22 protein-coding genes, 4 tRNA genes and 1 pseudogene are annotated in these 21,692 nt (G+C 41.9%); 16 read left to right on the top strand and 11 right to left on the bottom strand.

Annotated elements, in window-relative coordinates; translation table 11 throughout:
* Together VGD82_RS05545 and VGD82_RS05550 are read right to left on the bottom strand one after the other, a co-directional pair.
* A pseudogene (locus tag VGD82_RS05545) lies at window positions 1-240 on the bottom strand (porin); the annotation flags it as partial.
* 90 nt (window positions 241-330) lie between these two features.
* On the bottom strand, window positions 331-522 hold the full coding sequence (locus VGD82_RS05550; RefSeq protein ID WP_331019457.1) for a YezD family protein: 192 nt from the start codon (window positions 520-522) through the stop codon (window positions 331-333).
* A gap of 293 nt (window positions 523-815) precedes the next feature.
* Here VGD82_RS05550 and rimP point away from each other — a divergent pair, with 293 nt between their 5' ends.
* The 7 genes from rimP to pnp all read left to right on the top strand — a co-directional run bounded on the left by rimP (window position 816) and on the right by pnp (window position 9,751).
* Window positions 816-1,301: a ribosome maturation factor RimP gene (rimP, locus tag VGD82_RS05555; RefSeq protein WP_331019458.1), complete on the top strand. Its 486-nt coding sequence runs from the start codon at window positions 816-818 to the stop codon at window positions 1,299-1,301.
* Window positions 1,302-1,373: 72 nt separating this feature from the next.
* Entirely contained in the window at window positions 1,374-2,840 is a 1,467-nt protein-coding gene (gene nusA / locus VGD82_RS05560) for a transcription termination factor NusA (RefSeq protein ID WP_294841647.1), read from the top strand.
* A 132-nt stretch (window positions 2,841-2,972) separates the two neighbouring features.
* Window positions 2,973-5,699 (top strand): translation initiation factor IF-2, encoded by a 2,727-nt coding sequence (gene infB, locus VGD82_RS05565; protein ID WP_331019459.1) that lies wholly within the window; start codon window positions 2,973-2,975, stop codon window positions 5,697-5,699.
* A gap of 78 nt (window positions 5,700-5,777) precedes the next feature.
* Window positions 5,778-6,134, top strand: coding sequence for a 30S ribosome-binding factor RbfA (gene rbfA / locus VGD82_RS05570; protein WP_331019460.1), 357 nt, complete (start codon window positions 5,778-5,780; stop codon window positions 6,132-6,134).
* Window positions 6,135-6,155: 21 nt separating this feature from the next.
* The gene (truB, locus tag VGD82_RS05575; RefSeq protein ID WP_331019461.1) at window positions 6,156-7,061 is read left to right on the top strand and encodes a tRNA pseudouridine(55) synthase TruB; all 906 of its coding nucleotides are present in this window, start codon (window positions 6,156-6,158) and stop codon (window positions 7,059-7,061) included.
* Window positions 7,062-7,212: 151 nt separating this feature from the next.
* The gene (gene rpsO / locus VGD82_RS05580) at window positions 7,213-7,482 is read left to right on the top strand and encodes a 30S ribosomal protein S15 (RefSeq protein WP_135278183.1); all 270 of its coding nucleotides are present in this window, start codon (window positions 7,213-7,215) and stop codon (window positions 7,480-7,482) included.
* A gap of 139 nt (window positions 7,483-7,621) precedes the next feature.
* Window positions 7,622-9,751 carry a polyribonucleotide nucleotidyltransferase gene (pnp, locus tag VGD82_RS05585; RefSeq protein WP_331019462.1) on the top strand — a complete coding sequence of 710 codons (2,130 nt, stop codon included), beginning with the start codon at window positions 7,622-7,624 and terminating at the stop codon, window positions 9,749-9,751.
* 135 nt (window positions 9,752-9,886) lie between these two features.
* On the opposite strand, the gene dksA is transcribed toward pnp, so the two are convergent.
* Both dksA and folD read right to left on the bottom strand, forming a co-directional pair.
* Window positions 9,887-10,309 (bottom strand): RNA polymerase-binding protein DksA, encoded by a 423-nt coding sequence (dksA, locus tag VGD82_RS05590; protein WP_331019463.1) that lies wholly within the window; start codon window positions 10,307-10,309, stop codon window positions 9,887-9,889.
* Between the two features lie 149 nt (window positions 10,310-10,458).
* Entirely contained in the window at window positions 10,459-11,325 is an 867-nt protein-coding gene (gene folD / locus VGD82_RS05595) for a bifunctional methylenetetrahydrofolate dehydrogenase/methenyltetrahydrofolate cyclohydrolase FolD (protein ID WP_331019464.1), read from the bottom strand.
* A gap of 103 nt (window positions 11,326-11,428) precedes the next feature.
* On the opposite strand from folD, the gene VGD82_RS05600 reads away from it, so the two are divergent.
* From VGD82_RS05600 to VGD82_RS05620, 5 genes are all read left to right on the top strand, one after another.
* Window positions 11,429-11,505, top strand: a tRNA-Pro gene (locus VGD82_RS05600).
* A gap of 109 nt (window positions 11,506-11,614) precedes the next feature.
* A tRNA-Arg gene (locus VGD82_RS05605) sits at window positions 11,615-11,691 on the top strand.
* Between the two features lie 21 nt (window positions 11,692-11,712).
* Window positions 11,713-11,788 (top strand) — tRNA-His (locus tag VGD82_RS05610).
* A 97-nt stretch (window positions 11,789-11,885) separates the two neighbouring features.
* Entirely contained in the window at window positions 11,886-12,863 is a 978-nt protein-coding gene (locus tag VGD82_RS05615; RefSeq protein ID WP_331019465.1) for a site-specific integrase, read from the top strand.
* A 73-nt stretch (window positions 12,864-12,936) separates the two neighbouring features.
* Window positions 12,937-13,239 (top strand): hypothetical protein, encoded by a 303-nt coding sequence (locus tag VGD82_RS05620; RefSeq protein ID WP_331019466.1) that lies wholly within the window; start codon window positions 12,937-12,939, stop codon window positions 13,237-13,239.
* Between the two features lie 164 nt (window positions 13,240-13,403).
* Here VGD82_RS05620 and VGD82_RS05625 read toward each other — a convergent pair whose 3' ends face one another.
* The 5 genes from VGD82_RS05625 to VGD82_RS05645 all read right to left on the bottom strand — a co-directional run bounded on the left by VGD82_RS05625 (window position 13,404) and on the right by VGD82_RS05645 (window position 17,318).
* Window positions 13,404-14,303, bottom strand: a complete 900-nt coding sequence (locus tag VGD82_RS05625; protein WP_331019467.1) for a hypothetical protein — start codon at window positions 14,301-14,303, stop codon at window positions 13,404-13,406.
* Window positions 14,287-15,117, bottom strand: a complete 831-nt coding sequence (locus tag VGD82_RS05630; RefSeq protein WP_331019468.1) for a hypothetical protein — start codon at window positions 15,115-15,117, stop codon at window positions 14,287-14,289. Before VGD82_RS05630 ends, VGD82_RS05625 begins: the two co-directional genes overlap by 17 nt.
* 73 nt (window positions 15,118-15,190) lie before the next feature.
* The gene (locus VGD82_RS05635; protein WP_331019469.1) at window positions 15,191-15,568 is read right to left on the bottom strand and encodes a thermonuclease family protein; all 378 of its coding nucleotides are present in this window, start codon (window positions 15,566-15,568) and stop codon (window positions 15,191-15,193) included.
* Window positions 15,569-15,772: 204 nt separating this feature from the next.
* Window positions 15,773-16,288, bottom strand: coding sequence for a virion core protein, T7 gp14 family (locus tag VGD82_RS05640; RefSeq protein ID WP_331019470.1), 516 nt, complete (start codon window positions 16,286-16,288; stop codon window positions 15,773-15,775).
* Window positions 16,289-16,925: 637 nt separating this feature from the next.
* Window positions 16,926-17,318, bottom strand: coding sequence for a DUF1376 domain-containing protein (locus tag VGD82_RS05645; RefSeq protein WP_331019471.1), 393 nt, complete (start codon window positions 17,316-17,318; stop codon window positions 16,926-16,928).
* Window positions 17,319-17,793: 475 nt separating this feature from the next.
* Here VGD82_RS05645 and VGD82_RS05650 point away from each other — a divergent pair, with 475 nt between their 5' ends.
* Entirely contained in the window at window positions 17,794-18,405 is a 612-nt protein-coding gene (locus tag VGD82_RS05650; protein WP_331019472.1) for a recombinase family protein, read from the top strand.
* A 259-nt stretch (window positions 18,406-18,664) separates the two neighbouring features.
* Complete coding sequence (locus VGD82_RS05655) at window positions 18,665-18,847, top strand: hypothetical protein (protein ID WP_331019473.1); 183 nt, start codon at window positions 18,665-18,667, stop codon at window positions 18,845-18,847.
* A 241-nt stretch (window positions 18,848-19,088) separates the two neighbouring features.
* Here VGD82_RS05655 and VGD82_RS05660 read toward each other — a convergent pair whose 3' ends face one another.
* The gene (locus VGD82_RS05660) at window positions 19,089-20,123 is read right to left on the bottom strand and encodes a DUF2806 domain-containing protein (RefSeq protein ID WP_331019474.1); all 1,035 of its coding nucleotides are present in this window, start codon (window positions 20,121-20,123) and stop codon (window positions 19,089-19,091) included.
* A gap of 97 nt (window positions 20,124-20,220) precedes the next feature.
* Window positions 20,221-20,817, bottom strand: a complete 597-nt coding sequence (locus VGD82_RS05665) for a hypothetical protein (protein ID WP_331019475.1) — start codon at window positions 20,815-20,817, stop codon at window positions 20,221-20,223.
* A gap of 217 nt (window positions 20,818-21,034) precedes the next feature.
* Here VGD82_RS05665 and VGD82_RS05670 point away from each other — a divergent pair.
* Window positions 21,035-21,110 (top strand) — tRNA-His (locus VGD82_RS05670).
* Window positions 21,111-21,264: 154 nt separating this feature from the next.
* On the top strand, window positions 21,265-21,480 hold the full coding sequence (locus VGD82_RS05675; protein WP_331019476.1) for a hypothetical protein: 216 nt from the start codon (window positions 21,265-21,267) through the stop codon (window positions 21,478-21,480).
* The last annotated feature ends 212 nt before the right edge of the window (window positions 21,481-21,692 follow it).

The raw sequence follows: 21,692 nt of genomic DNA on the forward strand, positions 1-21,692 counted from the left end.
CTCTAGGCCAAATCCATTAGCACTCGCTTTTACAACAGGGGTTTCTTTTTTAGCTGCTACTGCAGCCTCTTCATTGATTTCATCTTTTCGTTCAATAACTTTTACTTTTTGGCTAAGCTCTTGAACTAAAGCGCGTAGCTCTTCAAGCTCATTGCTATCATTTGCGTTAGCAATGGCTGGTGATGATAAGATGCCTGCTGATAATAGTGCGACGGCAAATTTTGAATATTGGAATTGCATGCTAAATCTCCTGAGTCAAACTTCCAGTTAACTGGTCAGCTAATCTAAATTAATGGTTTTAATTAATAGTTTTATTGCCTGCTGGTGCAGTTACGAAAGTTTGCTAATGTTTCCTGAGACTGAAGTGTGGTTAAATCTTAATCTCTCGCGCTTTTCGATAAATGTCACACGCCCTCCGTGTACGGTGATCTCTACCGATCCAAATCCAGTGCCACTACTGAGCTCTTGCACTACACGTAAAATTTCTTGTGTAACAGTTTTAGTTGTCTGGTTGCTTGGCATCTGCGCTATAACTACTTAATAAGTAAGAAAGTACGCACTATAAATAAACCATTTAATAATTAAAAATAATTAATTGTCATAAATTTATAACTAAAAAGAATATAAGAGGGTAATTCATACAAAAAGCACAAAAACCACACTTTATTAACTGTAGTGTTTCCAATTCATTGAATTGATTGGTATAATGCGGATGAATTTTTTGATGGGCTTTGTGCCCATTTTTTGTTTCTGCAATCTGCGCATGCATTCGGTATGCGCGCGCAGATTGTGCAGTGAAAGTGAAGGATCGATTTATGCAGGATTTGCAAACGTTAATAGAAAAATCAGTAAGCCAGCTAGGCTATGAGCTTGTGGATTTAGAGATTTCTAATCGAGGCAAATTGTTGCGTGTGTTTATTGATAAGCAAAATCCTGCTGATAGCAAAGACAGCGTGAACATTGATGACTGCGTACTAGTAAGTAACCAGTTGGGTAACTTGCTGGCGGTTGAGCATGAAATTGATTATGACCGCTTGGAAGTGTCGTCTCCAGGTATGGACCGCGTATTGAAAAAAGAGTCTGACTACCTAAGGTTTATAGGTGAGCGCGTGTCTATCAAGTTGCGCGTTGGTATCAAAGATGAAGGTCCTAACGCAACAGAAACAACACTGCCGAGAAAGACCTTTTTAGGGTTGATTAAAGGCGTTGAAGATGGGCATTTGATGCTGGATTTTGAAGGCATTACCTACAAAATGGCGCTCAGTAATATTGATAAGGCACGGTTAAACCCAGTGTTTTAAATGCAAGTGTTTGTATTGTAAGAATTTAATAAATAAGGCAGTTAAGCTGCAATATATAGTCGGAGATTGAAAATGAGTCGTGAAATTTTACTGTTGGTAGATGCCTTAGCGCATGAAAAGAACGTTGATAAAAGCGTTATATTTACCGCGCTAGAGCTTGCTTTGGCTTCGGCTACAAAGAAAAAACATCACGATGACGCCGATGTGCGTGTTGCTATTGATCGTGAGTCTGGTGAGTACCAAACTTTTAGACGCTGGCAGTACGTGGATTATGACTTGTTGGAAAATTCGGCTTATCAAATCGATGAAGAAGATGATCGCTCTAAAGGTTTAACTATCGGCGATTATTACGAAGAGCCTTTAGAAAACCTTGAGTTCGGCCGTATTGGCGCACAAGCTGCTAAACAAGTTATTTTGCAAAAAGTACGTGAAGCTGAGCGCGAGCAAATCTTGCAAGACTTCTTGGCGCGTGATGAGAAGCTGGTGACCGGTGTAATCAAGCGCATGGAAAAAGGTAATGCGATCATTGAAGTAGGTCGTATCGAGTCATTATTGCCGCGTGAGCAAATGATTCCAAAAGAGAATTTACGTGTGGGTGACCGTGTGCGTGCTTACTTATTACGTATCGAGCGCAGTGGTCGTGGTCCTCAATTAATCTTGTCTAGAATTATCCCTGAGTTCTTGGTGCGCTTGTTTGAGTTGGAAGTGCCTGAGATTGAAGAGGGTTTGTTAGAGATTCGCTCTGCAGCCCGTGACCCTGGTTTGCGTTCAAAAATTGCTGTTAAGAGCAATGATCAGCGCCTAGACCCAGTGGGTACTTGTGTGGGTATGCGTGGTTCACGTGTACAGGCAGTAACTGGCGAGTTAGCTGGTGAGCGTGTGGATATCGTGTTATGGAGCATGGAGCCGGCACAGTTTGTAATTAACGCAATGTCGCCAGCTGAAGTTTCTAGCATCGTTGTCGATGAAGATGCGCACAGCATGGATGTGGTGGTAGAAGAAGAGCAATTAGCGTTAGCGATTGGCCGTAGCGGTCAAAACGTGCGTTTGGCTTCAGAGTTGACCGGCTGGACATTGAATATCTTGACAGTTGATCAAGCTGCACAGAAGAATCAAGAAGAGTACGCTGGTGTTAGTCAATTGTTTATGGAAAAACTAGACGTTGATGAGGAGGTGGCTGAAATTCTGGTGCAAGAAGGCTTTAGTACATTAGAGGAAATCGCTTATGTACCACTAGCAGAAATGAACCAAATTGAAGCTTTTGATGAAGATACTGTAGAAGAGTTGCGCAAGCGTGCTCGTGCTGCATTGTTGACAGAAGCGATTGCCAAAGAAGAGAAAGTTGAAGAGGCTGCTGAAGACTTGTTAACGCTAGAAGGTATGGATGATGCGACTGCACATCAACTAGCGGCAAAAGGCATCTCAACCATGGATGATTTAGCTGAGTTGGCAATTGATGAGCTGGTTGAGTTAACTAACATGGACGAAGAGCGCGCGAAAACACTAATCATGACAGCTCGTGCACCTTGGTTTAAATAGTACGGTTTAAGTAATTTCAAATGTAGCGCTTTATAGAGTCGGTCAATTCAGTTTGGCCGAACTAAAGCGTAGTAATAATGAGTGGTAACGCTAGGCAATAAAGCTTAGGAAGAAGAATACTGGAGCAACAAGATGGCACAAACAACCGTAGAACAATTTGCTGGCGAATTAAAGCTGCCGACGGCATTGTTATTAGAACAGCTTAAAAGTGCTGGCGTGCATAAAACAAGCGCAGAAGATGAGTTAAGTGAACATGATAAAGCGGCATTGCTAGATCATTTGCGTAAAGAGCACGGCACGCTTGCTCCTAAAAACAAAATTACCCTCACACGCAAATCTAGCACGGAAATTAAAAAAACCGATAACAGCGGTAAAGCCCGTACCATTCAAGTGGAAGTACGTAAGAAACGCGTGATTGAACAGCGCGAAGATGCTGACCTGCTAGAAGAGGATGTTGTTGAAGATGTGGTAGTTGAAGCAGCTGTTGAGGCTCCCGTTGAAGTGCCAGCACCAGTGGTTGAAGCGCCAGTTGCTGAGCCTGAGCCGGTCGTGGTTGAAGCCCAGGTAGCGCCGGTGGTTGAGCCTGAGCCTGAAGTTGCTGCGCCAGTAGTGGCTGAAGCGCCAGCTGAGCCTGTGGCGGAGCCAGAGAAGGTTGTGGTTAGGCAGCAAACCATTAGTCGCAAAGATTTGCTTGGTGCAGAAGAAATTGCCTTGCGTGAGCAAGAGGCTAAGCGCCATGCTACCTTGTTAGCATTGCAAGCAGAAGATAAGCGCAAAAAAGAAGAATTAGCACAACGTCGTTTAGACGAAGAGGCGAGAAAGTTGGCAGAAGCAGAAGCTGCCAAAGCTAAAGCAGCTAAACTTTCAGAAGGTACCTTGCATAAACCTGCGGCAAAAGAAGGCGCTGAAAAACCAGGTGTGAAAGATGCGAAAAAAGGTAAAGGTAATAATAAAGAGTGGACCGATGCCGAAAACAAAAAACGTGGATTAAAAACACGTGGTGATGTAACGAGCGGTAAAACCGGCTGGCGTGCGCCGAAAGGCAAAGGCGGTAAGCATCACGATGATGATCAGCAGCATGCATTTACCGCGCCAACCGAGCCATTGGTGTATGAAGTGTTAGTGCCAGAAACGATTACGGTAGCTGATTTGGCTCACAAAATGTCAGTGAAGTCAGGCGAAGTGATTAAAACGCTGATGGGCATGGGTATGATGGTAACCATCAACCAAGTATTGGACCAAGAAACTGCGATTATCATTGTGGAAGAAATGGGCCATAAAGCCCAAGCTGCAGCACCAAATGATCCGGATGCGTTTATCGAAGAAGCTGAACATGCTGAAGCGGTCATGGAAACACGTCCACCTGTTGTTACGGTAATGGGTCACGTAGACCATGGTAAAACATCATTATTGGATTACATTCGCCGTAGCCGTGTGGCAACTGGTGAGGCTGGCGGTATTACGCAGCATATTGGTGCTTATCACGTAGAAACCCCTAGCGGCATGGTGACATTCCTAGATACTCCAGGCCATGAAGCGTTTACTGCGATGCGTGCGCGTGGTGCTAAAGCGACGGATATTGTGATTCTAGTGGTGTCAGCTGATGACGGCGTGATGCCGCAAACCATCGAAGCGATTCACCATGCTAAAGCGGCGGGTGTGCCGATTGTGGTAGCGATCAATAAAATTGATAAACCGGATGCCGATCCTGAACGTGTAAAAATGGAGTTGGTGAGCCAAGAGGTGGTGCCTGAGGACTTTGGTGGCGACACTATGTTCCGTGCTGTATCAGCTAAAACTGGTCAAGGGATTGATGACTTGCTAGAGGCAGTGTTGTTGCAGGCTGAAGTGTTGGAGTTGAAAGCACCTAAAAATACACCGGCCAAAGGCTTGGTGATTGAGGGGCGTCTGGATAAAGGCCGCGGTTCAGTGGCAACTATTCTAGTGCAGTCTGGTACGTTGAAGCGTGGCGATATGATTCTCGCTGGCACTACTTTTGGTAAAGTACGTGCGATGTTAGATGAAACCGGTAAAGATATTCAAGAAGCTGGCCCATCTATGCCAGTGGAAATTCTAGGTTTGTCTGACGTGCCTAGCGCGGGTGAAGAAGTAATCGTATTAAATGACGAGCGCAAAGCACGTGAAATTGCATTGTTCCGTCAAGGTAAATACCGTGATGTGAAGCTTGCTAAACAGCAAGCGGCGAAACTGGAAAACATGTTCGAGCAAATGGAATCAGGCGAAGTGCAAACACTAGGTTTGATTATCAAGTCAGATGTACAGGGTTCATACGAAGCATTGGCAACCAGCTTGCAAAAACTATCTACCAGCGAAGTGAAAGTCAATATTATTCACACCGGCGTGGGTGCAATCAGTGAGTCAGATGTGAACTTGGCTGCAGCTTCTAAAGCTGTGTTGATTGGTTTCAGTGTACGTGCTGACTCAGGCGCACGTAAATTGATTGATACTTTAGGTGTGGATGTACGTTACTACAACATTATTTATGAAGCAGTAGACGAAATCAAAGCGGCGCTTGGCGGCATGTTGGCACCAGAGCAAAAAGAGAGCATGATTGGTACTGTAGAGGTACGTGAAGTATTCCGTATTTCTAAGATTGGTGCGATTGCTGGTTGCTATGTACAAGACGGTATGATTAAACGTAACTCTAAAGTACGTATCTTGCGTAATAACGTGATCGTACATACTGGCGAGTTAGATTCACTCAAACGCTTTAAAGATGACGTTAAAGAAGTTAAAAACAATTTCGAGTGCGGTCTGTCATTGAAGGGCTACAACGATATCGAAGTTGGTGATATCTTGGAAGTTTACGAGATGATTGAAGTAGCGCGTACGCTATAAGCGCTTACCCAGTGTTTGATGTATGGCTTGCGAGCAGTGATATGCGGCAGGTCATATATCAGCACTTTTAGGATTAGAATGGCAAAAGATTTTTCACGTAGTCACCGTGTGGCTGAACAAATGCAGCGCGAAATCGCAGACTTGCTGATGTTTGAAATTAAAGACCCGCGTGTTGGCATGGTCACTGTAACCGCAGTTGAGGTAACGGGTGACATGGCGCATGCTAAGATTTTTTATAGTGCTGCAAAGCAGAGTGATAGTACGCAGCAAGGCTTGGAAAAGTCTGCTGGGTTTTTGCGTACACAGCTCGCAAAGCGCATGTTGTTGCGCACAGTGCCACAGTTGCACTTTGTGTATGATGCGTCCATCGATAACGGCATGATGATGTCTAAGTTGATTGATGAGGCGATTGCTTCAGATAAAACCAAGACTTAACTTCTTAGAGTTAACCTCCCTTTGCAATTCAAAAGAGTCAAAAAAAATATCAATGGTATTTTGTTATTAGATAAGCCTTTGGGTTTTTCTTCTAACCAAGCCTTGCAGCGGGTGAAGTGGCTGCTGCAGGCGGCAAAAGCTGGTCACACCGGTACACTAGACCCTTTAGCTACAGGTTTGTTACCACTTTGTTTTGGCGAAGCCACCAAGTTTGCGCACTACCTCACCGATGCAGACAAAACTTATCACGCAACCATTAAATTAGGCATCACCACCACTACTGGTGATGCTGAAGGTGAAGTGCTGAAACAAGCGCTCGTGCAGGTTAGCGCAGCACAGTTTAGCCATGCGTGCCTACCGTTTGTTGGTGTCATTAATCAAACCCCTCCTATGTATTCGGCCTTAAAGCATGAAGGCAAAGCTTTGTATGAATACGCGCGTGAGGGTATAGAAATTGAGCGTAAAGTGCGTACCGTTAATATCCATGCCATCAAGGTGCTTAGTTTTGCAGAGGATGTTGCAGAAATTGAAGTATCTTGCAGTAAGGGTACCTATATTCGTACGCTGGCGGAGGATATTGGCGCCAGCCTAGACTGTGGTGCGCATCTAATCGGCTTACGCAGAACCTATACCGCAGGCTATGACATTGCTCAGGCCATCACCTTGGCCGAGTTTGAAGCGCTGAGCGCTGATGAGCGCTTGGCAAAATTAGCTGCGCCAGATACGGCAGTAGATGATTTGCCAGCGCTGGTATTGGGCGCGGATAGCGCTTTCTATTTAATGCAGGGACAAGCTGTGTGGCAAAGTGGCAAGGTGCCAGCTGGTTTGTTGCGCTTGTATGATGAGCGCCATGTGTTTTTAGGTTTAGGCGAGCAGCAAAGTGATGGCAAAATTGCACCTAAACGCTTGATGCAACAAGTAATATAGTGAGGCGGTTTGTTAAAATAACTTGTTAAGCTGCAAACTTGTCACTATAATGTGCGGTTCATGTAAATGAATGCAATTGTGGGTTGGTATCTAAATCAGATTCTGGGCTACTTTTGTATTGACGCAAAACCTCTAAATTTAGGAAAAAGTTATGGCAGTTACAGCACAAGATACCGCGAAAATCGTTGCAGAATATCAACGCGCACCAAATGATACGGCAAGCCCAGAAGTGCAAGTTGCACTTCTAACAAACCGCATCAGCTATCTAACAGAGCACTTCAAATCTAACAAAAAAGACAACCACTCACGTCGTGGTTTATTAGCTTTAGTTAGCCAACGTCGTAGCTTGTTAGACTACCTAAAACGTAAAGACTCTAGCCGTTATCAAACATTGATTCAACGTTTAGGTCTGCGTAAGTAACAGTTATAAAAGTGCTTAGCTTTTTGGCTTCACTTATATAATTGCTGTAAAAAGCCGATAGCATCAATATGCATCGGCTTTTTTTATTGTTAGATTGTTATTGGGTAGTGAATAACAGTCTGTTGAAAAAGGAAAATAAATGTTTAATAAAGTTACTAAAAGTATTCAATACGGCGCACACACGCTAACCCTTGAAACCGGTGAAATCTCACGCCAGGCAGATGCTGCGGTGATGGTGAGCTACGGTGATACGGTAGTGTTAGTAGCCGTTACCAGCAAACGTGAAGTTAAAGCAGGTCAAGACTTCTTCCCGTTAACTGTTGATTACATGGAAAAAACCTATGCTGCGGGCAAAATCCCAGGAGGTTTTTTCAAGCGCGAAGGCCGTCCTTCAGAAAAGGAAACCCTAACTAGCCGTTTAATCGACCGTCCATTACGTCCTCTGTTCCCAGAAGCGTTTTATAACGAAGTACAAGTAGTGGCAACTGTGTTGTCATCAGATCCAGAAATCGATGCTGATATTCCTGCAATTATCGGTGCTTCAGCAGCGATGTCATTATCAGGTATTCCATACTATGGTCCACTAGGTGCGGCACGTGTTGGTTATATCAATGATGAGTACGTATTAAACCCAACTAAAGCACAGTTAGAAGAAACTGAGCTTGACTTGGTGGTTGCAGCAACAGAAAGCGCTGTAATGATGGTTGAGTCTGAAGCTAAAGAACTTTCAGAAGAAGTGATGCTAGGCGCTGTGGTTTACGGTCACGAGCAAATGCAAGCAGTGATTAAATTGATTAGCGAATTAACAGCTGAAGCTGGTAAAGATGCTTGGGACTGGGTTGCACCAGAGCCAGATACTGCATTGATTGAAAAAGTAGCTGGCTTAGCTGCTGCTGACATTAATGCCGCATTCCAAATTAAAGCTAAAGGCGCTCGCTCAGCTAAATTGGAAGAAATCACCAACCGTGTGTTGGCTGAGTTAGTGACTGAAGAAACTTCAACTTCAGAAGCGAACAAAATTAAAAATGAAATCTTTAATTTAGAAGCCAAAACTGTACGTAGCCAAATTTTAAATGGTGAGCCACGTATTGATGGCCGTGATACACGCACTGTACGTCCTATAAGCATCCGTACTGGCGTGTTGCCACGTACGCATGGTTCAGCACTATTTACGCGTGGTGAAACACAAGCGTTGGTAGTGGCTACTTTAGGTACCGGCCGCGATGAGCAAACCATTGATGCGTTGCAAGGTGAATACAATGACCGTTTTATGCTGCATTACAACATGCCTCCGTATGCAACTGGTGAAACTGGCCGCGTAGGTACACCAAAACGTCGTGAAATCGGTCATGGCCGTTTAGCAAAGCGTGCTTTGGTTGCTGCACTGCCAGCGAAAGAAGATTTTGATTACACCATGCGTGTGGTTTCTGAAATTACAGAATCTAACGGTTCAAGCTCAATGGCATCAGTATGTGGTGGCTGCTTGGCATTGATGGATGCTGGCGTGCCAATGAAAAATCACGTTGCAGGTATTGCAATGGGCTTGATCAAAGAAGGTAACCGCGTTGCTGTGTTGACTGACATCTTAGGTGATGAAGATCACTTGGGTGACATGGACTTTAAAGTAGCTGGTACAGAAGATGGTATCACAGCGCTACAAATGGACATCAAAATCACTGGTATCACTGCACAAATCATGCAAGTGGCTTTAGCGCAAGCTAAAGAAGGCCGTGCACATATCTTGGGTATTATGAAACAAGCTGTGAGCGGCGCGAATACAGAAATGTCACAATTCGCACCACGCATTATCACCATGAAGATCAACCCTGAGAAGATCCGTGATGTGATCGGTAAGGGCGGCGCTGTGATTCGTGCGTTAACTGAAGAAACCGGCACAACGATTGATATTGAAGATGACGGTACTGTGAAAATTGCATGCACAAGCTCAGAGCAAGGTGCTGAAGCGCAACGTCGCATTGCAGAAATCACTGCTGAAGTTGAAGTGGGTCAAACCTATGAGGGTACTGTGATCAAGTTGCTTGATTTCGGTGCGATTGTTACTTTGATTCCAGGTAAAGATGGCTTGCTACATATTTCACAAATTGCACATCAACGTGTGAATGCGGTTGCTGACTTCTTGAAAGAAGGCGATGTAGTGAAGGTTAAAGTAGTTGAGGCTGATGAAAAAGGTCGTGTACGTCTAAGCATGAAAGCTTTGATTGACCCGCCAGCTGCAGAAGCTAAAGCTGAAACAGAAGCTGACGAGTAATACGGTAGTCGTGTTACTTGCTAGATAACAAAAAGCCCGCAATTGCGGGCTTTTTGTTATCTTATTGTTTTAAATATGCATTTAAGTTTGGTAGGTAAAGCTTAAATGGATAAAACGCTAAAGTTTAGATGCTACTTATTTGGCGACTTGGCGCTCTCTTAGTTCGTCTAATGTTTTGCAGTCGATGCATAAAGTAGCTGTTGGACGTGCTTCCAAGCGTTTTAAGCCAATTTCAATACCGCAGCCTTCGCAATATCCGTACTCGTCGTGCTCGATGTTGCGTAGAGTTTCATCAATTTTCTTAATAAGCTTACGTTCGCGGTCGCGGTTACGTAATTCAAGCGTCATGTCTGATTCTTGGCTGGCTCTATCGTTTGGGTCGGCAAACATCGTTACCTCATCCTGCATGGTGTGTACAGTGCGGTCGAGTTCTTGGCTTAACTCAGCTTTCCAGTCATTTAAAATAGAACGAAAATGTTCTAGTTGAGCTTTGCTCATGTATTCTTCATCAGGTTTCGGCTGATAAGGCGTGAATTGCTTACTAATTACATCTGCCATAATAATTACCCAAATACAAAAAATTAAAAATATTGAAAACTGAGCTAACTAAAATGTTAGCTCTTAAAATTAGCGCATGAGTGTACACTGATTAACGGATAGATGCAAAAGCCTAATTAGGGAGTATCTATCCAATTGATTTCATGTAATTAAATTGCGCCGTCTTGCTCGCTAAGTTCTAGCGAGAGTAATGTATTCTCCATCAGCGTTGCAACCGTCATTGGGCCAACGCCGCCTGGCACTGGAGTAATCCAGCCGGCACGTTCTTTTGCCACGTTGAAATCTACGTCACCACAGATACGGCCATCCTCTAAGCGGTTAATGCCGATATCAATCACAATGGCGCCCGGTTTAATCCACTCGCCCTTGATTAAGCCTGGCTTGCCTGCAGCAGCAACTACTAGGTCTGCATGTGCAACCATCTTCGCTAGTTCTTTGGTATGGCGGTGACAGTTGGTTACTGTACAGCCAGCTAACAATAGTTCTAAGCCCATAGGACGGCCCACGTGGTTAGATACACCTACCACCACGGCATCTAGCCCCATTAGGTTGATCCCTGTGGCTTCTAGCATTTTAATGACGCCAAATGGTGTGCATGAGCGTAGCGTTGGCTGGCGCACAGCCAAGCGCCCAATATTGTATGGGTGGAACCCGTCCACATCTTTGTTTGGGCTAATGCACTCAATGATGTGCTCTTCTTTAATTTGCGTTGGCAGAGGTGACTGAACCAGAATGCCATCAATCGTATTGTCTTGGTTGAGCTGTGTGATCAAGGTAAGCAACTCTTGCTCACTAGTCGATGCCGGTAAGTTATAAGCAACGGAGCGAATGCCCACTTTTTCACAAGCTAGGCGCTTGTTGCGTACGTAGATGGCGGAGGCTGGATCTTCACCTAACAAAATAACCGCAAGGCCTGGCGCGCGTTTGTTAGCTAACAGGCGTTGGTTGATTCTTTCTTTGATTGAGTCTAATAAATTGTCGGCAATCGCTTTGCCATTGATAATTTGAGCAGTCATTGGGTATCAGAATCTAAAAATTCAATTAATTTATAAAATAAAGTGCTATTTTAGCATATAGCGATTGACCTTAATCTTAGTTTTGGTTATATTACTGCCTCTTCGGCGTGTAGCGTAGCCTGGTAGCGCGCCTGCTTTGGGAGCAGGATGTCGGGAGTTCGAATCTCTCCACGCCGACCAAAATTTTTGGGTGTTAAAAGTAAGATTTACTTTTAACACCCAAATTAAAAGTCAGCCCGAAAAGTTAGTGCTTTATGTTGTAGATGATATAAAGCCTTGTAACCAAAATCTGCCCGTAGCTCAACCGGATAGAGCACCAGCCTTCTAAGCTGGGGGTTACAGGTTCGATTCCTGTCGGGCAGGCCATGTTTTAAAAAAGTCTCTATGGTGGCTGTAGCTCAGTTGGTAGAGTCCAGGATTGTGATTCCTGTTGTCGTGGGTTCGAGCCCCATCAGCCACCCCATATACTCCCTTAAGATTCAATCTGTTAGTAGCACCCAAGTTTCTCGGTGTAACTTAGCAAATCTATTTGTCCTTCTCTTGTCCTTTTGGAGAAGTGAATGGCGACCTTTCGAAAGCGTTCTAACGCATGGCAAGCAAGAGTTCAACGTAGTGGGTATCCTGACCAATCAAAATCGTTTAAGACTCGTTCTGAAGCTGTAGTATGGGCTAGAAAGATTGAGTCAGAGCTTGATAGTGGAGTATTCACTCAGCAACCTATAGTCAGCTCTAAAGATTTACTCAAAGATTTACTTGAGCGGTATAAAAGTGAAGTTACTTGTCACAAGAAGCATTCATCCGCAGAAGCATACAGAATTAACTTTTGGTTGAGGCATCCCATAGCCAATCAACCTATCTCTAGTGTTAAAAGTTCAGACATAGCGAAGTGGCGTGACGAGAGAATTAAGCTTGGTCGCTCCCCTAATACCCTTAGGCTAGAGTTAGCCGTACTATCAAACCTGTTTACGGTTGCAGCTAATGAGTGGGGTTACGAAAACCTTACTAACCCTACTACAAAAGTTAAGCTTCCAAAGCTACCCTCAGGAAGAGTTAAAAGGCTCAGTAGTGAAGAGTTCGAGTTAATCATTCAAAACAGTTGCTCACCCCTCCTAAGACCCATTGCAATACTCGCTGTCGAAACAGGTATGAGGAGAAGTGAGATTGCCTCAATTGAATGGGAGCACATCAATCTAATGAAGAGAACACTGTTAATACCCATTACCAAAAATGGTGAAGCTAGAGAAGTTCCTTTGTCTCCTGTAGCCCTAGACCTACTAAAATCGCTGACACATGAAAATCATAGTAAGGTTTTTAATATTACTGCTCATGCTATATCAATCGCTTTTGGAAGGGCTTGTAAAAGAGCTAAGTTAGTTAACTTACACTTCCATGACTTAAGGCATGAGGCAATAAGCAGATTGTTTGAGAAAGGTCTTTCGTTACCCGAGGTTGCAACTATAAGTGGCCATAAGACTTGGGCGATGCTTAGGCGTTATACGCATCTCTCCGCTGAAAGTATTGCAATGAAGCTATGTTAGTCTTTTTACGAAGGCCGAGAGCAATTCGTTAGCAGTAATTTATGAGTAATCACAAAACATAAAAAGGATAAAAATGGAAAAGTCTACAGTAGATAAGTTGTCATCAACGATATTATGGGCAGCAGGTATTTTGGCTGTTTCATTTATCTACTCAGAATCTAATACATCTCCTAAAGTAGGTCGTTATACTTTTACTCCAGAGAGACAAAATTGGGTTCTAATTGGCGACACTAGAACAGGTAGGGCTTGGAGTTGTGTAGCCAAGGCGCTTTATGAGGAAGGGTTGAGAGATCGTGCAGATTTTCCAGCAGGTTTCGAAGGATGTCATGAGATGTCTGTACCCTCTAAAGTTCAAAAGAGAGCTGCCTATGATTAGAGCGTACTTGACGAGTATATAAATAGAGAGGTTTAGCTAAACAGTAGCTTTAGTCTTTGCAGAGTCAGTTAAACCTATCTGAAATCCTTGCGTTACTGATAACACTATTCCGATAAGCAACGTTATTCTTTTTGATGCTCTCTGAATTACTAACAGTAAGTTAACTATTTTGGAGTAGCTCTAGTTTTTCGAATTGTTTTAATATGCCTAAGTTTTAGATAGGCTTGGGGAGCTGCTTTGTTAAGCCCTTTGTTATAAGTTTTTATTAATTGCTTTCCTGTATTGTCGAAGCTTATGCTACCAACCAAAACTGAGTTGGCTACCTCAATATTAGCTTTTCTTAATTGAAGATAGTGCTGACTAGTCCATGATTGAATAGCTTTAGCTAGAGGATATTGAGCTCTTCCAAAGTCAGTGGTGGGCTTAGGAGTGTCTATTAATATGTTTAAACAAAAGCCAAGAATCCTTGAGCTTTTATAGTTGGGGAATTGTTCTAGTCGCACAATCTCATCATAGATAAGCCTCCGGACTTTATGGCGTACAATTTTCCATGCGTTTCCATTATTGTGCGTAAACAATCTACTCCAAACTATATTGTAATGAATGCCCCAACAAGTATCTTGCGGTGACTTAACGCTAGAGGCATTGAAACATAGCTCAAATATAAGGGAAGCTAATTCATCGTAGAGGTTTTCAGAGTAAGTATCCTTTTGAACATTTCTTAACAGAATTTTGATGCTTTTATGATGGTCAAGTAACTTTATTGCGTCTTCTACAAAGTGGACAATCACTGAGAGTTTTTTAGAGGTGTCCATATCATAAGTTGAAGTAAGCCCATTTAATGTATGAAGGTCTAAGAGGGCGTCTTCCATATCATTAAGTGCGTTAAAAATTGAGTATGCGCTATATGGGCTTCTACTTCTTACTAGGTAATCTTTAATGGTGATTAGTGTCGCTCTAGAGTATGCTTCCCATTGCTCTGAGTCCCATTTCCATCGTTCTTTGTAGTTGATATCCAATGGGGACATATTATTTACAGCTAGAGCTTCAACTAAAATTACCATAAATGGCTGTACTTACTGGTTTTAGATATCCTAGCAAACCTGAGGTGTAGCCTTCTGACTCTACATATAAAAATGAACCTTTTTGTGCAATAGCTTCACTAGAGATGTTTTTAGCGAATTGACCTATTGGAATATTAAACTTATTTCTAGCTGCCATTTCTTCAAAGAAAGCTTGTGCTGTAATTGGTGATGTTGCGACTATATGCATACATAACCTGCGGCTGCCTAATAGTAATAATATGTCGTGAGCATAGTCTCGAGCACTCACTTTCCTTTTTGGGTGATGCTGCCCCTTAGTATTGTCATAACTCTCAATATTATGTGTTAGTTCGATTAGCGTACGCGCTGACCTAGATAGCTCGTCTGCAATTACTTTGAGCTCATCATCCGAGCCTTTTAAAACATACTTATAGAGTTCTCTTGCATATCTACGGGCATTGCGTTTACCAAAAATTGGAGGGCGTATAAATGCGTAATACATCCAAGTAAGAAATATCCCTAGAAATAACATGCCAAAAATCATTTGCCAAATTGAATAGGTTAGACCTTTTGTGACAGGAACCCACCAGCCTTCAGCAATCCAAACTTCACTTAGTAAGCTCTGAATGCCGATTATTGCAAGTAAATAGTAGGATGTAGTATGCAGATGTCCGGGAGTTATAGCGATGCGGAATTTGTATCTAGTGTCAGTAATTGTATATAGCAGAGCAAGCAGGGCTACAGCAGTGAGGTATTCAGAGAATCCAAATATTCTTTCATTTGAGCTTTCTAGGATTGGAGTAAAGCAAAGCAGCCAATAGCAAATTTCTTCCATTACTCTAACTTCCTCACTGAGCATAAAACGGTATCATTAAAAGGTTCTCGGGTTATTTTGTCAAAGCATAAATTTACCTTTCACCCTTTCTCCAGTCCCAAGGAGGTATCGGGTTAGGTTCTATCCATAAGCCTACTTTTGCTGATTTAGCTTGCTCTTGAGTGCGCGAGTAAGAGGTTCTGTCTTCTATAAGTTGCTCTTTTGCATATTTGGTAAAGTGCCACGCCAACCCTCGCCTTATTTGCTCCAAGTTAGCATCAATCTGATTGACCCACACCTTGCCGAGTATGCGGTCATAACGGTCTAGCTTAGACCAGTCTATCAGTACTGTCTTGTTGTAGACTAAATCTGAAAGGGACTGCTTAGAAGCTTGTCCAAATGGTTGCTTCTTTTCAGGAGCATCTATACCAACTAACCTAATCTTATATTGATTGTTGTTAGCATCTAACACTGTTATCGTGTCTCCATCAGTAACACCTACAACTCTAGCCTGAAGAACATCAGCTTGAGCGGGTGATAAAAAGAGGAGCGGAAGTAAAAGTAAGTATTTATTCATAGCGGGATTATCTTACACACGTTTGTTGAATAAAAAAATAGATGAACAAGCACAGGCATCCTAAGTTTATCTTAAGACACCTGTGGTTATTTCACCTATCTAAACACTAGCTTTGGTCTTTGCTGCTTTTGTAGAGCCTGTTTTAACCTTAAGATAATCAGAACCTATCTGTAAGCCTGACTCAATGAGGGTAGGGGCTTTACGATGAGCTGTATTGATAGTGGATTGAGCTGTAATGTTGCTGTTAGCCATCTTAGAATTGATTCCATTGACGTCATTCAAACGATTCTGCTCAATAGTAGATATATCAGTGCCTTCCTGCATGAAGGAGTTATTGATTAACCTATCGCTAGAGAGACCTAACGCACCTGACTCACCAGCAATAGTAGATAGTTTAGCTCTTTCATTCATCCCTTCTTGAGTTCTAATAGATTTCTCTTGAGCTGCTCGTTGGTTGGTCTGATGCTGCTGATTGTTTAAGGCATCGTAATTGTTTGCTAAAGCTTCATTCTGAGTCTTGGTGACACTTTTAGCGTTCTGCTGACCTCCAACATAAGAGAGTCCTGCTGAAGCGCCTGAGGCTATTAACATAGCTGTTGTTGGCTCAAGGCACATTGGTATATCCTTTCTTGGTTAGATACACTTTATTCTTAGCTACAAAATAGTCTTGTAAAGAGTCTCCATTGTCATTAATTTGTAGCCATGTTCTACAGCCTTTACATTTAGATCGGTTACGGGAGATTGGAACGAGGTGGGGAGTTTTGCAAAGTGGGCAGGGTAGAACCATTCGGTCGTTGTTCATAGTTTCTTTCAATTTATATGGATTGCTATGCTTAAAATAGCTAACAATGAAGAGGGGAAATGTAAGTGGAGAGAGGCTGTAAGTTACTACTAGAATCAAGTGGTAACTTTTAAGTATCTATAAGAATTAACACTTGTAGCTAGTAGTGCTACTTATGGTTAACTGACTAGAAAATTAGTTAAATAGATATAAATAATGAATAAAACTCACCCTAGTAATCTCAACATAACAGTTAGTAGATTCAAGAATTAACCTTATAGATTACTAACTGATACTTGAGTTAATGTGATTAGTTATTAGACTTAATAAATATGTTAGTTAGTTGTATCTTTGTATATCTCTCTATATATTTATCTATCTATGTGTCTGTATATCTATTTATATATCTATTTATCTATCTATCTATGGCTAGCACTGGTTACAGTTTGGTTAGCCACGGCTTAGCGGTGGTTAAAAGTCATCTGGGTCATCATGTGAAGTTACTAAGTGAGTTCTAGAGTGGCTACGTGGTAACTTAGCTCTAGCTGATTGTCTTGCGCTGAGGTCTTTAACCTCTTCAAGTTGCCTATCTAGTTCATCATGGCTATAGTTGCCATCGGCATCTTTAGGGAAGAACTCATCGAGTATTTCACTGAGAGCTTTTTCACTTTCTGCTGATATAACGCCAACTTTGCGTTTAATTGAATCTAGTTCAGGTAGCTTGTTACCCCCAGCCCAGTAAGTAATCATCAGTTTGACGTAAATTGCTATGTGCGCATCACTATATCCGGCCATATCTAGCAAGAATCCTGTAGTTGGTAATTTGAACCATGCCATGCTGTCCTTAGTTGTCTTACGCGCCATTGCTATTCACTTCCTACATTTAATTGTTTATGTTCAGCCAGTAATACAGCTATTGCTTGATTGTTGTTGATAGATACTTTGTGCTTCTTTAGGTATTGCCTTTGAAATAACTTGAGATACTCAAAGGTGACTAAGGGTAAGGCGAAGCTCCTATACACCTTTACTTCGTTTATATCCTGCATTGTTTTCCTTATTCAGATAGTTAATAGATTTGGAACTGGTATTGCTAAGGTGTGTACGTCAGCCCCTAAGTCCATGACATATATGAAGCAATGTCTTTATTCCTAAGGTGTGTATGTGAGCTTGTAAGTTGCTGATGTGGCTAGCCTGTTAGGACTTTTCATACCCATACTAAAACCCTACAAAATCACTCCCTCAGAAACCCTATAAAACCTAGCCTCTTAACAAAGATGCTTGACCATACCAAAACAAATGATTTAGTATGTATTTAGATTAACTCTAAAGAGGTAGCATAATGACTACAGTTAAAGCAAGGCGGGTGGCTCTATATGCTCGTGTAAGTACCGAGAATCAAACTACAGATAACCAGTTGATTGAGCTTAGGGCTGTAGCTGAAAGGATGGGGTGGCTCGTTGTAACTGAGTTCGTAGACCAAGCAATTAGTGGAGCGAAGGGTAGAGACAAGAGACCAGCATTTGATTTATTACTTAAGGGTGCAACTCGTAGAGAGTTTGATATGGTTGCAGCATGGTCAGTGGATAGGCTAGGGCGTAGCCTTCAGCATCTCGTAGAGTTCTTAAGTGAGATACACTCTAGCGGAGTAGACCTATATCTACACCAACAAGGGATTAATACAGGGACTCCAGCAGGGAAGGCTCTGTTTCAAATGTGTGGAGTCTTTGCTGAGTTCGAGAGAGCAATGATTAGAGAGCGGGTGGTATCAGGTATTGCTAGGAGTAAGGTGTCAGGCACTAAGTCAGGTAGACCTCATGGTCGTCCAGCTTCAATAGAAAACCCTGAGCCACTTGTTAGACAGCTTAGAGCTGAAGGTAAGGGTATGCTTAAGATAGCTAAGGAATTAAAGATAGGTGTCAGCACAGTGCAGCGTATCCTAGCCACCCCTTAAAGCTTCTGCAAAGCACCCTGTAAGCCCTTAAGTCTTCTCTTGGGTGCCCTTAGTTATCTAGGGTGTATTTAAGAGCGTATGCCTCAATTGCATCTTCGTTTAATAGTTCTAAGTATAAATAATAGTTAGCTTCCTGATAGTCTCTTATAAGTAACTAACTATATGATTATAAACAATATTTAAGTTTACACGCTTACTTGAGTTTGATATTCTGTAGTTCCTCTTAGACTCCTAAGAGATTAACTAAGGATAAAAACAAATGAGACCTACTTACCTAAGACTATTCAACTTCGAGTTTATGCTTGAGCCTGTTAGCTACTCAAGCTTTAGCTATATCAAGGAGTCGGCTACAGAGCGCGAGTTGCAGCTAGGGAAGGTAAGAGTACTCATTAGTAAGGCAGCAGCATCCCCGAATAAACTGGTGTTTGAGAGATTTAACTAAGCTTACCTCTTAAGCAATACCCTTGAAGCCCTTGAGATAAAACTTGAGGGCTTTTCTCTGTGTGTCGTAAAGGAATAATTCCTAATATCATCTGTTAATTAAAACTCATTAATTGCTGGATGATTTGAATAAGATAGGTTTGAGGGTGCTAAAGACTACCCCGGAGGGGGAAGTTTCTGCGCTCAGCGTATAGAGAAGCTAAACAAATTTTTCTAGTGAAATTATTTATAGTCCGGGGTGTTTATAGAAATTGTTTATTAATGAATGTAGTTACGTTCCCATTAACCGTATTTATATCACCTATTGCTACTTTAAACCCTTGGCTTTTTACAGCCTCCCCAATAACTCGGAGGAAATTCTCATCTTGCTCAAACTTACCTAATGAGAGTACTTGTATTCCTAATTTAGTGATTGCATAAGCTGGCAACGTGAGTTTTATTTGTGCATTTTCATGGGATATTTGAAGAAACCTACCATGATATTTAAAGTTTACAAGGAACTCATCTGCTAAAGTAGAAGAAAATTCGGAACTCAAGCCGGTTGAATCAACCCCAGAAACAATGCCAAGTTCCTGCATATCTAATAGAAATCCAAAAGAAATACCTTTGCTCATTAAGTAGCTTTCACTCTCTTTGAAAATAGCATCAGCGAGTACGTAGCTACCTAGAGTTTGAATTTTACCAGCTTCTTCTTTGGATAAATTACGTAGAAACTCAAGTGTCCTTAACGAAAACTTTCCGGGAGCTTTAATCTCACCTGCGAGAACGTTGCCCCATAAGGATTGTAATTCTTCCATTGAAACATCACCTGCATAATCTCGCCAACGATATATCCAATCTTTGTCAACTTGCTTTTCTGAGGGCTTTTGAGAGTCCCCGGCAAGTGTTGCCTCAGCTATTAATATAGCTTTACTTACGTTTATTTCTTTTCGCATTGCACCTTTAATGCCGTTGCTGACTACCAGTTGTGCAAGATTATTTGGATCAATGTAAGGCTCAATTTTATTAGATTGGTTGTGAGATGTGGTGTTTGACTCTGAATTTGAATGGGGTAGAAATTTACCTTCAATGTAAATTCCTTTACCTAACTTTATCTCCTCAACGTCTTTTTCTGCTTGGGCAATAATTTTCATTGCTTCTGCTTGAGCCTCTGCAAGAGCTTTACCTTCACGCTTTATTTGCAAGGGTTTAAGTAGTGAGCCAATTCCTCTATCTGTAATGGTTTCCCAAAGTTTTATAACTAGCTTTTCGCCCGGTAAGTTAATGTTGATATCCATCTTAATCTCTAATGCTGAATGTATAGTTGAGTATAGCTATAAACCTACAATTTATGACAGTCAGAAATCTCAATAAATTTGATGGGTGCATACGCTTTTACTTGTCTTGAAAAGTGAAACTAATGTGGGCTTCTTCATTTGAGTCTAAAAATTCATTCCACCTTTTCTCACCTTCTTCAGAGCTAAAGTATTCATTAATAATGTCTATACGACTGTTAATAATATTAAGTGACAAGACCAGTACCTCCTTTTGGGAGAAGCTAACATCATGTTGGTTTGTTAACCATTCAATTGCTTTAATTCTGACTTCAGCTTCGTCTAGATTCCATTTGGCAATGAAGTTGTGTACAAGAAAATTTCTATCTGTATTAATATCGTTAAAAAACTTTATAGCTGCGTTTAATGGTTCATAGTCTTTAAGTAGGTCGTATGTATGATACAAATCAGTATCATTTTTCACACTTAATTTAGAATCAATTTTGGTTAATACGGAAGTGTCGCTTAGTCTACCCAACGACAACTCATTAATTTTCCTTTTCCGTTCTAGAAGATTATTTTCCGTTCCTGCACCATGTCTCAGATGATTAATCTCTTTTAAGAGGAGCTCTACCTCTTGAAAAAGTAATATATTTCGCCCTACGAGCATCTCAATATGATTTATTTCTTCCAGAGCTTTTGGGTTGATGTCATTCACTACTTAAATCCTTTGTGGCGTGTGAACTAGAAGGCTCACTAATCATTTTCTTGGATTCATGATTTTATTTTCATAAAGCATATCTCATTTTCTCAATCACACAAACTTACAGCTTTGATATATCATTATTCATGTAGTTTAGCAGGGCAGTGGTTTTGTCCTTTTTTTGTCCTTTTGAGTAGGACAAATAGCATTGAATTTTAAAAAAGTCTCTATGGTGGCTGTAGCTCAGTTGGTAGAGTCCAGGATTGTGATTCCTGTTGTCGTGGGTTCGAGCCCCATCAGCCACCCCATATACTAAAAGCCCCGCTAACTGCGGGGCTTTTTATTGCCTGTTAGTATGATTAAAGTAGCCGTGTATTCTGCAGGCATCTAATATTTGATTTTAATCTGTATAGAGCGCACGATACGTTAGCTATTGATCACGCTCTTAGATTAAGGGAATGTATGAAGAAGGCAAAAGTTGTCGCTTTAGGAATGTTGGCTCTAGTTGCTATTGGAGTAAGTGTTGTTAATGCAGATATGTTAAATCCAAGGCAGCCTGTAACGTTCTTTGGGGGCCATACCCATGACGCAGAAGGTACGCATGGCGCGCCTTCTCATGGTGGAGGCTTGGATAAGTACGGCTGTCATAATAAGTCTGTGCCATATCACTGCCATTAGTGGTTACTTTAGTGCGGTTGTTTTCATAGGCTTATATTTGTTCCGTTGTTGCGGATGTCTTGTGTTCTGCTAATGCCTAGGCCCTAAACTGGCCTCTCAGGCTGCGCACCCCTCTATATTGTCTATGTGCTTTGTGCACATGCCGTCAGGTCAGATTTGACTTTAGCTGGCGGTATCTATACAAAGCTAGCGTTACTTAGTTATGCTCTGGC

The organism is Methylotenera sp., from assembly GCF_036401095.1.
GTDB lineage: Bacteria > Pseudomonadota > Gammaproteobacteria > Burkholderiales > Methylophilaceae > Methylotenera.